Annotated in this window: 16 protein-coding genes and 1 pseudogene; 13 read left to right on the forward strand and 4 right to left on the reverse strand. The window is 68.0% G+C overall.

The window, feature by feature from the left end:
- Together JWP65_RS09950 and JWP65_RS09955 are read right to left on the reverse strand one after the other, a co-directional pair.
- The coding region (locus JWP65_RS09950) for a PLP-dependent aminotransferase family protein (protein ID WP_299763268.1) at positions 1-1060 on the reverse strand (1060 nt) is incomplete at its 3' end.
- An 81-nt stretch (positions 1061-1141) separates the two neighbouring features.
- Positions 1142-1942: an IclR family transcriptional regulator C-terminal domain-containing protein gene (locus JWP65_RS09955; RefSeq protein WP_299763244.1), complete on the reverse strand. Its 801-nt coding sequence runs from the start codon at positions 1940-1942 to the stop codon at positions 1142-1144.
- Positions 1943-2028: 86 nt separating this feature from the next.
- Between JWP65_RS09955 and JWP65_RS09960 the strand changes: the two genes are divergently transcribed.
- The 5 genes from JWP65_RS09960 to JWP65_RS09980 are packed head-to-tail and all read left to right on the forward strand — an operon-like array spanning position 2029 to position 6659.
- Positions 2029-3003 (forward strand): tripartite tricarboxylate transporter substrate binding protein, encoded by a 975-nt coding sequence (locus JWP65_RS09960; protein ID WP_299763246.1) that lies wholly within the window; start codon positions 2029-2031, stop codon positions 3001-3003.
- 5 nt (positions 3004-3008) lie between these two features.
- Complete coding sequence (locus JWP65_RS09965) at positions 3009-4244, forward strand: aromatic ring-hydroxylating dioxygenase subunit alpha (RefSeq protein WP_299763248.1); 1236 nt, start codon at positions 3009-3011, stop codon at positions 4242-4244.
- Positions 4241-4705, forward strand: a complete 465-nt coding sequence (locus tag JWP65_RS09970; protein ID WP_299763250.1) for a nuclear transport factor 2 family protein — start codon at positions 4241-4243, stop codon at positions 4703-4705. The genes JWP65_RS09965 and JWP65_RS09970 overlap by 4 nt, the downstream gene beginning before the upstream one ends.
- Positions 4702-5643: a 4-hydroxythreonine-4-phosphate dehydrogenase PdxA gene (locus JWP65_RS09975; RefSeq protein WP_299763252.1), complete on the forward strand. Its 942-nt coding sequence runs from the start codon at positions 4702-4704 to the stop codon at positions 5641-5643. Before JWP65_RS09970 ends, JWP65_RS09975 begins: the two co-directional genes overlap by 4 nt.
- Positions 5644-5657: 14 nt before the next feature.
- Positions 5658-6659, forward strand: coding sequence for an FAD-binding oxidoreductase (locus JWP65_RS09980; RefSeq protein WP_299763253.1), 1002 nt, complete (start codon positions 5658-5660; stop codon positions 6657-6659).
- A gap of 69 nt (positions 6660-6728) precedes the next feature.
- On the opposite strand, the gene JWP65_RS09985 is transcribed toward JWP65_RS09980, so the two are convergent.
- Positions 6729-7226 carry a hypothetical protein gene (locus JWP65_RS09985; protein WP_299763255.1) on the reverse strand — a complete coding sequence of 166 codons (498 nt, stop codon included), beginning with the start codon at positions 7224-7226 and terminating at the stop codon, positions 6729-6731.
- Between the two features lie 155 nt (positions 7227-7381).
- Here JWP65_RS09985 and JWP65_RS09990 point away from each other — a divergent pair, with 155 nt between their 5' ends.
- The 8 genes and pseudogenes from JWP65_RS09990 to JWP65_RS10025 all read left to right on the forward strand — a co-directional run bounded on the left by JWP65_RS09990 (position 7382) and on the right by JWP65_RS10025 (position 14182).
- A complete protein-coding gene (locus tag JWP65_RS09990; RefSeq protein WP_299763257.1) occupies positions 7382-7816 on the forward strand; it encodes a hypothetical protein in 435 nt (144 codons plus the stop codon).
- A 184-nt stretch (positions 7817-8000) separates the two neighbouring features.
- Positions 8001-8684, forward strand: coding sequence for a TetR/AcrR family transcriptional regulator (locus tag JWP65_RS09995; RefSeq protein ID WP_299763259.1), 684 nt, complete (start codon positions 8001-8003; stop codon positions 8682-8684).
- Between the two features lie 99 nt (positions 8685-8783).
- The gene (locus JWP65_RS10000; protein WP_299763261.1) at positions 8784-9329 is read left to right on the forward strand and encodes a TRAP transporter small permease; all 546 of its coding nucleotides are present in this window, start codon (positions 8784-8786) and stop codon (positions 9327-9329) included.
- A 55-nt stretch (positions 9330-9384) separates the two neighbouring features.
- On the forward strand, positions 9385-10665 hold the full coding sequence (locus JWP65_RS10005; RefSeq protein ID WP_299763262.1) for a TRAP transporter large permease subunit: 1281 nt from the start codon (positions 9385-9387) through the stop codon (positions 10663-10665).
- Positions 10666-10692: 27 nt separating this feature from the next.
- The gene (locus tag JWP65_RS10010; protein ID WP_299763263.1) at positions 10693-11691 is read left to right on the forward strand and encodes a TRAP transporter substrate-binding protein; all 999 of its coding nucleotides are present in this window, start codon (positions 10693-10695) and stop codon (positions 11689-11691) included.
- Positions 11692-11760: 69 nt separating this feature from the next.
- The gene (locus tag JWP65_RS10015) at positions 11761-12606 is read left to right on the forward strand and encodes a shikimate dehydrogenase (protein WP_299763270.1); all 846 of its coding nucleotides are present in this window, start codon (positions 11761-11763) and stop codon (positions 12604-12606) included.
- Positions 12603-13532 carry a VOC family protein gene (locus JWP65_RS10020; RefSeq protein WP_299763265.1) on the forward strand — a complete coding sequence of 310 codons (930 nt, stop codon included), beginning with the start codon at positions 12603-12605 and terminating at the stop codon, positions 13530-13532. Before JWP65_RS10015 ends, JWP65_RS10020 begins: the two co-directional genes overlap by 4 nt.
- A gap of 58 nt (positions 13533-13590) precedes the next feature.
- A pseudogene (locus tag JWP65_RS10025) lies at positions 13591-14182 on the forward strand (hypothetical protein).
- 320 nt (positions 14183-14502) lie between these two features.
- On the opposite strand, the gene JWP65_RS10030 reads toward JWP65_RS10025, so the two are convergent.
- On the reverse strand, positions 14503-15146 hold a 644-nt coding region (locus JWP65_RS10030; protein WP_299763266.1), incomplete at its 5' end, for a gamma-glutamyltransferase.

The raw sequence follows: 15146 nt of genomic DNA on the forward strand, positions 1-15146 counted from the left end.
GCCGCTCGATCGCTTTTTTCGCCAGCACGCCGGCGTCGGCCTGCTTGCCGCCCGCGCCCGTGAGCCGGGCCCAGAAGAACAGGCCGCCCGCGGGCTGCGTGAACTCGATCGCGTCGCCCAGCTCGCGCTTCAGCGCCGAGCCCATGGCACGCGCGCGCTCGCCGTAGGCCTTGCGCACGTTGACCAGCGTCTGCGGCATGCGCCCGCTCTTCAAATACTGCGCCGCCGTTGCCTGGGCAAACGTGCTGGTGTGCGCATCGCTGAACTGCTTGCACATCACCGCGTTCTGCAGCAGCGCCGGCTGCGCGATCATCCAGCCCACGCGCAGGCCGGGGCTGAGCACCTTGCTCATGCTGCCGCAGTGGGCGATCCATTCGCGGCTGCCGGGCACGTCGCGGCTCAAGGCAAGGATGCTGGGAGGCGGCGCCTCGCCAAAGTACAGGTCGCCGTACGGGTCGTCTTCCACCACCAGCACCTGGTACTTGACCGCGAGTTCGAGGACGCGACGGCGCCGCTCCAGGCTCAATAGCATGCCGCTCGGGTTGCCGAAGGTGGGGATCAGGTAGACGAACTTGGGCTTGTGCTCCACGATCATCTGTTCGAGCTTCTCGACGTCGACGCCGTGCTCGTCGATGGGCGCGCTCTGCACGTCGGCGCCATAGAGGCGAAAGCACTGGATGGTGGCCAGGAAGGTCGGGCCTTCCACGATCACCTTGTCGCCGGGGCTGATCATGGTCTTGCCCAGCAGGTCCAGCGCCTGCTGGCTGCCGGTGGTCACGATCAGCTGGTTCGGCTCGATGTCGGTCACGCCCTTGCCGCGCATGAAAGCGGCCAGCTGCGTGCGCAGCGGCTCGTAGCCTTCGGTGGCGCCGTACTGCAGCGCGCCGCCCGGCTCTTCGTCCAGCGCCTTGTTGGCGGCCTCCTTGAGGCCCGCCACGTCGAACATCGCGCTGTCGGGGAATCCGCCAGCAAAGCTGATGATGCCGGGCTTGCCCAGCAGCTTGAACAGCTCGCGGATGGCGGAGGTTTCTACGTTTTGCAGGCGGGTGGCGAATTGCAGGGGCATGTCGGCTCGTCTCGTTGATTGGCTCGCGTGGGCCTCCATTGTCACGAATTCGTGGGGGTGGGCCTACGGCGACGATCACTCCGCATGCAGCCGCTCCGCCAACGTATCCCTGGCCTTCATCAACTGCTGCAAAAACGCATCCCGAAATTCCGACATCGACATTCGTTCGGCCCGCACCGAAATGCTCAAGCCACCCACGGTGGCGCCGGTACGGTCGAAGGCCGGCACGGCCATCGACCGTACGCCCAGTTCCAGTTCGCCATCCGCGGCTATCCAGCCTTCGCGGCGGCAGCGCGCCACTTGCGCCAGCACGCCGTCCACGTCGTGGATGGTGGTGGCGGTCAGCGCCGGACGGTCCATCGCGCGCACGCGGCGCTCGGCTTCGGCGGGCGGCAGGCTGGCCAGCAGCACGCGGCCGAGCGCGGAACAGTAGGCCGGCAGCCGCGAGCCGATACCCAGGCCGGTGGAGAGGCTGCGTCGCGCCGTGGAACGGGCAATGATGATCACGTCTTCCCCCACCAGCTTGCCCATCGAAGCCGACTGGCGCGTGCGTTCCGACAACGCATCCAGCAGTGGCTGCGCCAGCCCTGGCGTGGGACGCGAGGTGAGGTAGGCGTGCGCAAGCAGGAGCACGCGGGGCGCCACCCAGAAGCGCTTGCCGTCGCTCTCCAGGTAGCCCATCGCCTGCAAGGTCACGAGCGAGCGGCGCGCCGACGCCGGCGAGGCGCCCGTCAAGCGCGCCACCTCCGACAGCGTGAGCTTGCCGTGCTGGCGGCCGAAGCAGCCCAGCACGTCCAGGCCTTTTTGCAGCGAGGCGACGAAATCCTTGCCTGACGGCGGGTCCTTTACGGCGGATTCATCGGGTTTCTTGCGCATCTCGCAATTCTGGCTTGGATTGGCGGCCTTGCCGCCACACACTGCAGCGTTCCGCGAACATTGGCACCCCACAAGGAGACTCCCCCGTGAACCTCAGCCTTTCCCGCCGCGCCGCCCTCGCCGTTGCAGCCACCCTCGCCTTCGGCGCCGGCGCCCCTGCCCTCGCCCAGCCCGCCAGCACGGTCAAGCTGATCGTTCCATTCCCTGCCGGGGGCACCGCCGACGTGCTGCCGCGCCTGCTGGCCGAGAAGGTGCGCCCCGCCTACCCGGCCGGGATCGTGGTGGAAAACAGGGCCGGCGCCGGCGGCAACATCGGCGCCGAGTTCGTCACCCGCGCCGAGCCCGACGGCACCACCTTCCTGGTCTCGCCGCCCGGGCCGATCGCCATCAACCACCACCTGTACAAGTCGCTCTCGTTCGACCCGACCAGGTGGGTGCCGGTGACCGTCATCGCCACCGTGCCGAACGTGCTGGCTGTCAGCAACAAGGTGCCGGCCAAAACGCTCGAGGAGTTCATCGCCTACCTCAAGGCCAACCCGGGCAAGGTGAGCTACGCCTCGCAGGGCAACGGCTCCACTTCGCACCTGACTGCCGCCATGTTCATGCAGCTGACCGGCACCGACATGGTCCACATCCCGTACAAGGGCACGGCGCCGGCGCTGGTCGACATCGTCGGCGGCAACGTTGACGTGTTCTTCGACAACATCAGCTCCTCGGCCCAGTTCCACAACGGAGGCAAGCTCAAGATCCTGGCCGTGGCCGACCAGAAGCGCTCCGAGCTGCTGCCGCAGGTGCCGACCTTCGTCGAATCGAAGCTCCCCGCCATGGTGGCCGTCACCTTCTTCACCATGGTGGCGCCGCCCGGCACGCCCAAGGCGGCCGTCGACTACGCGCACAAGCAGTTCGCCGCCGCCCTGCAGGCGCCGGACGTGCAGCAGAAGTTCGCCGCGCAAGGCGCCACCCCGGGCGGCTGGACGCCCGAGCGCAGCGGCGCCTTCATGCGCGAAGAGTCAGCCAAGTGGGCGCGCGTGATCAAGTCCGCCAACGTCACGCTGGAGTGAACGCCATGCAGCAACAAGCCATCCACTGGCACGGCCCGGGCCTGACCCGGATCCCGTACGACATCTACACCGACCCGGCCACCGCGCAGCAAGAGCAGGAGCGCATCTACCGCGGCGCCACCTGGAACTACCTGTGCCTGGACGCCGAGCTGCCCGAAGCCGGCAGCTACCGCACCACCCACGTGGGCGACACGCCGGTGGTGGTGGTCAAGGACGCCGAGGGTGAGGTCTACGCCTTCGAGAACCGTTGCGCCCACCGCGGCGCCCTGATCGCGCTGGAAAAAAGCGGCAAGGCCGAAAGCTTCCAGTGCGTGTACCACGCCTGGAGCTACAACCTGCAGGGCGACCTGACCGGCGTGGCGTTCGAGAAAGGCGTCAAGGGCCAGGGCGGCATGCCGGCCGGCTTCTGCAAGGAAGACCACGGCCCGCGCAAGCTGCGCGTCGCCGTCTACTGCGGCCTGGTGTTCGGCAGCTTCAGTGAAGACGTGCCCTCCATCGAGGAGTACCTGGGCGAGGAAATCTGCGCGCGCATCGAGCGCGTGCTGCACAAGCCGGTGCAAGTCATCGGCCGCTTCACCCAGGCGTTGCCCAACAACTGGAAGCTGTACTTCGAGAACGTCAAGGACAGCTACCACGCCAGCCTGCTGCACCTGTTCTTCACCACCTTCGAGCTGAACCGCCTGTCGCAAAAGGGCGGCGTGATCGTCGACGAAAGCGGCGGCCACCACGTCAGCTACTCGATGATCGACGCTGGTGCGGCCGACTCCTCGTACAAGGAGCAGGGCTTGCGCTCGGACGATTCCAAGTACCGGCTGAAGGACACCACGGTGCTGCAAGGCTTCAAGGAATACGACGACGGCATCACGCTGCAGATCCTCTCGGTGTTCCCGGGCTTCGTGCTGCAGCAGATCCAGAACTGCCTGGCCGTGCGCCAGGTGCTGCCCAAGGGCCAGGAGCGGGCCGAGCTGAACTGGACCTACATCGGCTACACCGACGACACGCCGGAGCAACGCAAGGTGCGCCTGAAGCAACTGAACCTGGTGGGGCCGGCCGGCTTCATCAGCATGGAAGACGGCGCCGTCGGCGGCTTCGTCCAGCGCGGCATCGCCGGCGCGCAAGGGCTGGAGGCGATCGTGCAGATGGGGGGCGAGAGCACCGAATCCAGCGACGGCCGCGCCACCGAAACCTCGGTGCGCGGCTTCTGGAAAGCCTACCGCGCCCACATGGACGGCGCGCAATGATCGACATCCTGGCCCTGTGCGCCTTCAACGCCGCCTACACCAACGCGATCGACACCGACGCGCTGGAACAGTGGCCGGCCTTCTTCACCGAAGACTGTCACTACCGCATCACCAACGTGGAGAACGAGCGCGAAGGCCTGCCCGCGGGCATCGTCTTCGCCGACTCGCGCGCCATGCTGGAAGACCGCATCGCCGCCTTGCGCGTGGCCAACATCTACGAGCGGCATCGCTTGCGGCACCTGCTGGGCGTGCCGCTGCTGGAATCGGCCGACGACCAGGGCGCCGTCGCGCGCACGCCGTTCATGGTGGCGCGGATCATGCACACCGGCGAGACCGCGCTGTTCGCCACCGGCGAGTACCGCGACCGCTTCGTGAAGGCCGGCGGCAAGCTGCTGCTGGCCGAGCGGGTGGCGGTGTGCGACAGCACCGTCACCGACACCTTGCTGGCGCTGCCGCTGTGACGCCGCGCCGGATCGCGCTCTCGGTCGGCGACCCGAACGGGATCGGCCCGGAGATCGTGCTCAAGGCGCTGGATGCGCTGCGCGGCGAAGACCGGCTGCGGATGGCGGTGTTCGGGCCGCGGGCGGTGCTGGAGCGCGCCGCCGCCGTCACCGGGCTGCAGGACGTGTTGGGGTCTGTCGACTTGCGGGACGTGGGCGAGCTGCCCACTTGCTCCGCGCAGTTCGGCCAGGTCAATGCCGCAGCCGGCGCCAGCGCGGTGGCGTCCGCCACCGCGGCGATCGAGGCCGTGCGCGCCGGCGAGTTCGACGCGGTGGTGGCGGGTCCCCACCACGAAACCGCGATCGCGCAGGCCGGCATCCCGTTCACCGGCTATCCCTCGCTGCTGGCCCGGGTGTGCGGCGAACCGGAGGGCAGCGTGTTCCTGCTGCTGGTGGGCGGCAGCTTGCGGATCGTCCACGCCACCTTGCACGAGAGCGTGGCCACGGCGCTGGCGCGGCTGACGCCGCAGCTGGTGGTCGCCGCCACGCTGGCCGGCGTGCGCGCCTGCCAGGCGCTGGGCGTCGCCGAGCCGAAGGTGGCGCTGATGGGCATCAACCCGCATGCCTCCGAAGGCACGCTGTTCGGTCCCGAGGATCTGCAGTGCACGGTGCCGGCTGCGCAGGGCCTGCGTGCGCTTGGCGTGAACGTCACCGGCCCGCAAGGCGGCGACGTGCTGCTGGCCGACCGCCGGCACGACCTGTACGTGGCGATGCTGCACGACCAGGGCCACATCCCCATCAAGCTGCTGGCGCCGCAGGCGGCCAGCGCCATTTCCATCGGCTCTGCCGTGCTGCTGGCCAGCACCGGCCACGGCAGCGCGATGGACATCGCCGGCCAGGGCAGCGCCCGGCCGGACGCCCTGCTGCGCAGCCTGCGCCTGCTGGGCGGCCTTTCCTAAAGAGCAGTCTTTTCATGGCCTTCGACATCCGCATCGCGGGAACCGACCTGCACTTCGCCTGCGGGCCCGACCAGAACATTCTGGACGCCGCCCTCAAGGCCGGCATCGAGATGCCTTATTCCTGCCGCAAGGGCGTCTGCGGCAACTGTGCCGGCGGCGTCGCCGCGGGCGAGGTGGTGAGCCCGCCCAGTGAAGCCAAGCCGGCCGGCCAGCACCTGTACTGCCAGTGCACGCCGCTGTCCGACGTGGAGCTGGTGCCGGCGGCCTGGCACCGGCTCGACCCGTCGGCCCGCAAGACCTTCACCACCAAGGTGTTTCGCAACACGCTGGCCAGCGAAGACGTCAGCGTGCTGCAGCTGCGGCTGCCGGCCGGGCAACGCGCCAAGTTCAAGGCCGGCCAGTACCTGCAGGTGACGCTACCCGACGGCAGCCGCCGCTCCTACTCCATGGCCAATCCGCCGCACGAGAGCGACGGGCTGCAGCTGCACATCCGCCACGTGGCCGGCGGCGCCTTCACGCAAGTCGTGCCCACGCTGCGGCCGGGCGACACGCTGCAGGTGGAGCTGCCGTTCGGCAACTTCGAGCTGAAGGAGGAGTCGTCGGCCCCGATGCTGTGCGTGGTGGGCGGCACCGGCTTCGCCCCGGTCAAGTCGCTGCTGGACGACCTGGTCAGAAAGAAGGTGCAGCGGCCGGTGACGCTGCTGTGGGGCGGCCGCAACCGCGGCGGCTTGTACCTGATGGCGGCGGTGGAGCGCTGGCAGAAGTTGCTGCCGGGGTTCACGTTCGTGCCGGTGCTGGAAGACGCGGGCGACGCCGAGGCGCTGGGCGGCTTCCATGGCCGGGTCGATGACGCCGTCCGCACCCGGTTCCCGGACTTGGCGGGGTACGAGGTGTATTGCTGCGGCTCGCCGCCCATGGTGGCGGCGGTGCGCAAGGCGGCGGTGGACGAGCGCGGGCTGGAGCCGCTGCACTTTTTCAGCGACGTGTTCGTGCCGGGGCCGGCGGCGGCACTTTAGGCAAAAACAAGCCGGTCAGGCCGCCCGAAGGCGCGCCGGCGGGCACGCCAGCTGGGGGTGCGCCAAAACTCAGATGCCGTCGGAGCGCCCCATGTTCTTCAGGTCCAGCCCGGCCCGTTCGTCGACGATCTCGCGCAGCGGCCGTGGCTCGGTCCGCAGCACCACCTTGGCGTCGGTGGCTTCCATCTCCTGGAGCAGCAATGTGGCCTGCTCGGCCCGCGCCTCATCCTGGGCGTCGACCACCACCACCACGCTGCCGCCTTCCAGGTGCCGGGCATAGGTGTCGGCATGGCCGTGCTCGTCGCGGCCGAACAGGATCGAAAAGAAGCGGCCGAATTTTTCCAGCACCCGCTTGTCCACCGCAATTTCGCGCTCCAGCCCGTCCCAGGCGTCGTTGGGCGCCGGCCTGTCGCGCGGCGCCGCGCCTTCGCCTTCCATGATGAGCTGGTCCTCGCCCTGGCGGTATTCCAGGTGGACGTCGGGGCGCGGGAAACCCGCGGCCACCAGCCGGTCCGCTGCCCGCTGGGCGGCGGCGCGGTCCTTGAAGGCACAGATTGCCGTATGCATGAGGTCTCCCGTTGGTAAGGTCATCTTTCTGTGTAGGCCGTCGCCAGCGCGGAAAAAGTCAGCTTTCCCACCGCACGACGGTAGGTACAGACCTACCTTGCCCAGCTGGGCAGGGACTGGCGCCGACAGTGTCATGACATTACACTCTTGCTCGCATGTCCACCCCAGCCGCCAGAGTCCTGATCGCTGACGAGCACGACGCCATCGAGGTGTTTCGCCAGGCCTTGACCACCACCTTCGTGCTGGTGTCGGCCACCAGTTTGGCGCAGGCGCAGCGGGCGCTGCAGGAGCCGACGGCGCTGGTGGTGTGCGGCTGCCACTTCAGCGATGGCGGCATGTACGACCTGCTGCGGCACATGAAGGCCAGCCCGCAGCTGGCCGACATTCCATTCGTGGCGGTGCGCCTGCTGGAAGGCGAGCTGGACGACACGCTCTACGAAAGCGTCAAGATCGCCGTGCGCGCGCTCGGTGGCAATGCTTTCGTCGACGTCCTGCGCTGGCAGCGCAAGTACGGCAAGCTCGAGGCCGCCCACCGCCTGACCCAGCTGGTCACCAGGCTGTCCCAGGCGCCGAACGACAGCGCCGCCTGAGCGGCACCATCGATCACTGCCATCGGCAGCTGAAGTTGTCCCCCGCTCGAAGCCGAGCAGACCGCGATCGCGTTGACCGGGGGCGAGCCCGCCATGCTGCTGGACTTGCTGCACAAGCTGGCCTGGGCCCGTTCCGCGCGCCGTCAGGCTTTGCCGCCCGGGCCACCGGCCCTATACTTTTGCAATGAACGAACTGGTACATACCAAGGCGCCTCGTCTCGCGGCCGTGAAAGCAGCTAGCGCGCCGACCCGCACCAACGACCCGGAACGCACCAAGGCCAACATCCTGCAAGTGGCCGCCACCGAGTTCGGCGAAAAGGGCCTGGCCGGCGCGCGCATCGACGAAATCGCTGCCGCCACGCAGACCAGCAAGCGGATGATCTATTACTACTTCGGCAGCAAGGAAGGCCTGTACCTGGCCGTGCTGGAGGAGTCGTACCGCCAGATGCGCGACATCGAGGGCGAGCTGCACCTGCAGGACCTGGAGCCGGAGCAGGCGCTGCGCCGGCTGGTCGCCTTCACCTTCGACCACCACCTGAACCACGAGAACTACATTCGCCTGGTGATGTCGGAGAACATCAACCGCGGGCAGTACCTGGCGCAGAGCCCGCGCATCCAGGAGCTGAACGTGCCGGCCATCGCGGCGATCCAGCACCTGTACCAGCGCGGCATCGCCGCCGGCCTGTTCCGGCCCGGACTGGACGCGGTTGACATCCACGCCTCGATCTCGGCGCTGTCGTTCTTCAACGTATCCAACCGCCACACCTTCGGCTTGATCTTCAAGCTCGACATTCGCTCGCCGGCCTACATCGCGCATCGGCGGGACAGCGTGGTGGAGATGGTCACGCGGTTCATGCGGGCGCCTTGAGATCCCGGCTCAGGCCGGGATGAGGGCTTGAATTCGGGTTTCCCCCAGCACTTAGAACTAACCAGTCCGTACAAGATCCTCGCTGCTAGGAGAAGACGGATGCTGCAACAGCTGATCGACCAGACCTGCCGCGTGCTTTCGGTGTTGATGGTGGTGTGCCTGAGCCTGATGGTGGTCATGGTGTTCGGCAACGTGGTGCTGCGCTACGGCTTCAACACCGGCATCACCATGTCCGAGGAGCTGTCGCGCTGGCTGTTCGTCTGGATGACGTTCCTGGGCGCGCTGGTGGCGCTGCGCAACCACATGCACCTGGGCTCCGACAGCCTGGTTGTCCGCTTGCCGGTGCCGGGCAAGAAGATCTGCCTTGGCATCACCCATGTGCTGATGCTCTATGTCTGCTGGCTGCTGTTTCGCGGCGCCTGGCAGCAGACCGTCATCAACATGGGCAGCACCAGCGCGGTGATGGAAGTCTCGATGGGCTGGCTCTACGCCAGCGGCCTGTTCTTCTCCATCGTCGCCGCCGTCTTCATCGCCAACGATTTCTGGAAGCTGCTCAGCGGCCAGTTGCAGGAGTCTGAGCTGGTGGGAATCGTGGAATCAGAGGACGTTCCCCCCGTCCAGGACACCGGCACGAAGGCCGCATGAGCCGGCCGGCCGCCCAAGGGCGAATTCCGCGGCGCGTAGCGCGCAGGACTTTCGAATGACGATCACCATCTTCCTGGGGGCCCTGCTCGGCGCCATGGCGCTGGGCGTGCCGATCGCCTTTTCCCTGCTGCTGTGCGGCGCCGCGCTGATGTGGCACATGGACATGTTCGATGCGCAGATCCTGGCGCAGAACGTGATCGAGGGCGCCAACAGCTTCCCGCTGCTGGCCGTGCCCTTCTTCATGCTGGCCGGCGAGATCATGAACACCGGCGGCCTGTCGCGGCGCATCGTGCACCTGGCGATGACGCTGGTCGGCCACGTGCGCGGCGGCCTGGGCTACGTGGTCATTCTGGCGGCGGCGCTGATGTCGGCCCTGTCGGGCTCGGCCGTCGCCGACGCCGCGGCCCTCACCGCCTTGCTGCTGCCGATGATGCATCGGGCCGGCCACGACAAGGCACGCTCGGCCGGCCTGATCGCCGCGGCCAGCGTGATGGGCCCGATCATTCCGCCCAGCATCGGCTTCGTGGTGTTCGGCGTGGCCGCCAACGTCTCGATCGCCAAGCTGTTCCTGGCCGGCATCTTCCCCGGCATCATGCTGGGCATGGCGCTGTGGGTCACCTGGTGGTGGCTGGCGCGCAAGGAGAACGTGGCGCCGGCGCCGGCGCGCTCGCGCCGCGAGATCTGGAGTGCGTTGAAGGACGCCACCCTCGCGCTGGGCCTGCCGGCGATCGTGGTCTTCGGGCTGAAGTTCGGCGTCTTCACGCCCACCGAGGCCGCCGTTGTCGCCGCCGTCTACGCCCTGCTGGTGGCCACGCTGGTGTATCGCGAACTGAAGCTGTCGCAGCTGTACCGCCTGTTTCTGGCTGCGGCCCAGACCACCGCCGTCATCATGTTCCTGGTGGCCGCCGCCATGGTGTCGGCATGGATGATCACGGTGGCCAACCTGCCGGCCGAACTGGTCGGCCTGCTGCAGCCGCTGCTGGACAAGCCGATGCTGCTGATGATCATGATCATGGTGATCACCATGCTGGTGGGCACGGCGATGGACATGACGCCCACCATCCTGATCCTCACGCCGGTGTTCATGCCGCTGGTCAAGGCCGCCGGCATCGACCCTGTCTACTTCGGCGTGCTGTTCATGATCAACAACTCCATCGGCCTGATCACCCCGCCGGTGGGCACCGTGCTGAGCACCGTCGCCGGCGTCGGCAAGATGCGCATGGACACCGTCACCCGCGGCGTCTGGCCCTTCATGCTGGCGCAGTTCATCGTGATGTTCCTGATGGTGCTGTTCCCCTCGCTGGTGATGGTGCCCGCCCGCTGGCTCTACAACTGATCCCCCCCGACCCCAAGGAGACCAACCATGAAACGCCTGATCCTCAAGACCCTGGCGGCCGCCGTGGCCATGACCGCCTTCGGCATCGCCCAGGCGCAGACGCGCACCATCAAGTTCGCCAACCAAAACGCCAAGGGCCACCCCATCGTGATGGGCATGGAAAAGTTCGGCCAGCTGGTGGAGGCCAGGTCGGGCGGCAGGCTCAAGGTCAACGTGTTCGCCGGCGGGGCGCTGGGCGGCGACCAGGCCAACGTGTCGGCGCTGCAGGGCGGCACCCTGGAGATGGCGTCGATGAACTCGGGCATCTTCGCCAGCCTGGTCAAGGACTTCGCGATCTACGACTTTCCGTTCCTGTTCGGTAACCCGCGCGAAGCCGACGCCGTGGTCGACGGCCCCTTCGGCAAGGCCATGCACGCCAAGCTGGAAGACAAAGGCCTGGTCGGCCTGGGCTACTACGAGCTGGGCTTTCGCCACATCACCAACAGCAAGCGCGCCATCGCCAAGGTCGACGACGTCGCCGGCCTGAAGCTGCGCGTGATCCCCAACCCGATCAACGTCGACTGGGTCAACGCGCTGGGCGCCAACCCGACGCCGCTGCCCTTCCCCGAGGTGTACGCCGCGCTGGAGCAGAAGGCGATCGACGGCCAGGAGAACCCGGTCGCCACGATCAAGGGCGCCAAGCTGTTCGAAGTGCAGAAGTACATCACGCTGACCAACCACCAGTACAACCCGCAGTCGATCATCGTCAGCAAGAAGTTCTGGGACACGCTGTCGGCGGCCGACAGGAAAGTGCTGGAGGACGCGGCCCGCGAATCGATCGGCTACCAGCGCACGCAGTCGCGCGCAGCGTTGCAAAGCGGCCTGGAAGACCTCAAGAAGGCCGGCATGCAGGTGACCGAGCTGTCGCCGGCCGAAGTAACCAAGCTGCGCGAGAAGATGAAGCCGGTGATCGCCAAGCACTCGGCCACCGTCGGCGAAGCCACCGTCAAGGCGATGATGGGCGAGCTGGACAAGCTGCGCAAGTAAGCGCCAGGGCACTGGCATGAACCAGCAGAATCGCGCTGTCGGATGAACGCCCGCGTGCCCACTCCCATGCTGATCAACGGCCACACCGAGCTGATCGCCCATCTGGGCTTTCCCACGCACGCCTTCAAGGCGCCCATGATCTACAACCCCTACTTCGAGTCGATCGGGGTCAATGCGGTCGTGGTCCCGATGGGTTGCCGGCCGGCCGACTTCGAGGCCGTGCTGCGCAGCGTGTTCGCCCTGAGCAACATCCGCGGCGCGCTGATCACCATGCCGCACAAGGTCAGCACGCTGGCCTTGCTGGACGAGGTGACGCCTACGGTGAAGGTGGCCGGCGCATGCAATGCCGTCAAGCGGCTGCCGGACGGCCGCCTTGCGGGCGACATGTTCGACGGCGAAGGCTTCGTGCGCGGCCTGCTGCGCAAGGGGCTGGTGTTGCGCGGCGCCAGGGCCCTGGTGGTCGGCGCCGGCGGGGTCGGCTGCGCCATCGCCGCCTCGCTGGCCGCGGCGGGCGTGGCGGGCATCACCTTGTTCGACCTGCACGCCCGGGCGGCCCAAGCGCTGGCGGCGCGGCTGCGCACGCACTACCCGGCGATCGCCGTTAGCAGCGGCACGCGCGACCCGGCCGGCATGGACCTGGTCGTCAATGCCACGCCACTGGGCATGAACCCGGGCGACGCGCTGCCGCTCGACATGGAGCGGCTGGACGCGCGCACCTTCGTCGGCGAGGTGGTGATGCGCACCGAGATGACGGCCTTCCTGGAAGCGGCGCAGGCGCGCGGCTGCCGGGTGCAGGTGGGCTCGGACATGCTGTTCGAGCAGATCCCGGCCTACCTCGAATTCTTCGGCTTTCCCACCACGACGGCGCAGACGCTGCGCGCGCTGGCGCGCCTGCAATACCAGGAGGAAGCATGAGCGACCTGTTGCTGCAACCCGACGTGCGCGAGCCCTTGCAGGCATCGTTCAGCGAGCAGGCCAACCCGATCGGCCTGGACGGCATCGAGTTCATCGAGTACGCCACTTCCCGGCCGCAGGCGCTGGGCCATGTGCTGCAGATGATGGGCTTTCAGCCGGTGGCCCGCCATCGCTCGCGCGAGGTGCAGCTGTACCGGCAAGGCGCAATCAACGTGATCGTCAACGCGCACCCGACCGACTCGCAAGGCGCCGAGCGCGGCACCACGGTGCCCGGCATCAGCGCCATCGCGGTGCGCGTGCGCGACGCCCGCGCCGCCTACCGCTACGTGCTGGAGCGCGGCGCCTGGGAGGTGCCCACCCATCCGGAGGCCATGGAGCTGAACATCCAGGCGATTCACGGCGCCGGCGGCAGCCGCATCCACTTCATCGACCGCTACGACGAGTTCTCCATCCACGACGTCGACTTCGTCACCATCCCGTCGGTGGACCAGCAGCCGCCGGCGCTGGCCGGTATGCACTTGTTTGGCATCGTGCAGTACATCGGCGCCGGCCGCAGCCACGACTGGATCGAGTTCTACGGCGAGCTGTTCGGCACCGCCCTGATCCCGGACGATCAGCGCTTTGGCATCATGCCCGCCGGCAAGCTGCTGCGCACGCCCGGCCTGCAGCCGGCGAATCGCTTCATGCTGCAGCTGATCGAGCCGCAAGCCGACTCGTTCGACAGCACCGAGCGGCTGCAGCGCATCGGCCTTGGCGTGCCCGACGTGCCCGACGTGCTGGCGGCCGTGCGCGCGCTGCGGGCCCGTGGCATGGAGTTGGTGGAGAGCGAAGCGGCCCACACCGGCCAGCGCGGCGCCATCAGCAAGACCTACCTGGGCGGCGTGGTGTTCGAGCTGGTGCACAGCGAGCGCGCGCAAGCATCATGAGCTGCGCCCGGCCGCCCGAAGGAGCTCGTACCGCAGTGCGAGGCACGGAGCTTTCCGAATGACCGACCGGCGCAGCCTGCAGCAGGCGATCGCCGGGCTGGGCATGGACACCATCAGCCTGGCCGGGCCGCTGGAGGCCAAGCTGGAGGCGATGCAGGACGCCGGCTTCAGCCAGGTGATGCTCAAGGCCAACGACCTGGTCGGCCATCCCAACGGCTGGAAGGCCGCGGTGGCGGCGGTGCGCGCCAGCGGGCTGCGCGGCACCGGCTTCCAGGTGCTGCGCGACTTCGAAGGCCTGTCGGGCCACCTGCACCAGTACAAGGTGGACATCGCCAAGAGCATGCTGGAGATGTGCGCCGCGCTGGGCTGCGGCGTGCTGCATGGCCACCGCCCGCACCTTCCGCGTGTTTCCCGGCGAGGGCGTGCACACCGCTGAAGTGGTCGACATGGTGCTCAAGCTGGACGCGCTCGGCTACCGCGGCGACTACAGCTTCGAAGTGTTCAACGACGACTACCTGCAGCTGCCGCTGGCGGTGGTGGCCCAGCGCGCCCGCAAGTCGGCGCTGTGGCTGGCCCAGGACGTGCTGCGACGCTCGGTTCCGCTGCCGGGCCAGCTGCGGCTGCGGCAAGCCATGCCATCCCGGTCTTGAGCCGGGACCCATGCCCGATGCACCGCCGTCTCGATTGCGGCTCGCGCCCGCCATGGCAACCCTTGCAGGAGACCCCGTGCCACCTTCGCGATGGCCCCCCGTCGCGCTGCTCGCCAGCGCGACCCTGCTTTGCGCCTGCGCGACGCTGCCGCCCACGGCCAGCCGCCCGCTGGGCTGCAACGGCGGCGGCCGGGTCGGCGGTGGCCATCGCTACGCCGGCCAGATCGGCAGCAAGCACGATGTCGCCTTTGTTCGCGCGGCGGCGATAGGCGCCTTCTCCTGCCAACCTCTCCCGCGAGCGGGAGAGGAAGCGAGAGAAGCTAGAACCCCGCCACCAGCCCGTCGCGCCGCGAGTCCGACGCCACCACGTAGCCCTCTTTCTTCGGGTCGCCCATGCGCCAGATGAACTGCCCCGCGCCGAAATCCTGGTAGTTGTCGTCGATCACGTCCACCTTGTGGCCGCGGTTCAGCAACTCCTGCACGGTGCCCTTGTCCATCTGCTGTTCGACGTTGATCTCCAATCCCTGGTTGAAGCGCCAGCGCGGTGCGTCGCAGGCGGCTTGCGGGTTCTGCTTGTAGTCGAGCATCCGCACCAGCGTCTGCATGTGGCCTTGCGGCTGCATGTTGGCGCCCATCACGCCGAAGGACATCACCGGCTGGCCGTCCCGGGTGAGGAAGGCGGGGATGATGGTGTGGAAGGGCCGCTTGCCGGGCGCCACCTGGTTGGGTCCTGGCTGCAGGCTGAAGCCGTGGCCGCGGTTCTGCAGGCTGACGCCGAACGTGGGCTCCACGCAACCGGAGCCGAAGCCCATGTAGTTGCTCTGGATGAAGCTCACCATCATGCCGTCCTCGTCGGCCGCCGTGAGGTAGATGGTGCCGCCCCTGGCGACGTTGCCGGCGCCGAAGTCCTGCGCCCGCTTCGGGTCGATCAGCCGGGCGCGGCTGGCCAGATAGGCGTCGTCCA

The organism is Ramlibacter sp. (assembly GCF_028292805.1).
In the GTDB taxonomy this organism is placed as follows: domain Bacteria; phylum Pseudomonadota; class Gammaproteobacteria; order Burkholderiales; family Burkholderiaceae_C; genus Ramlibacter.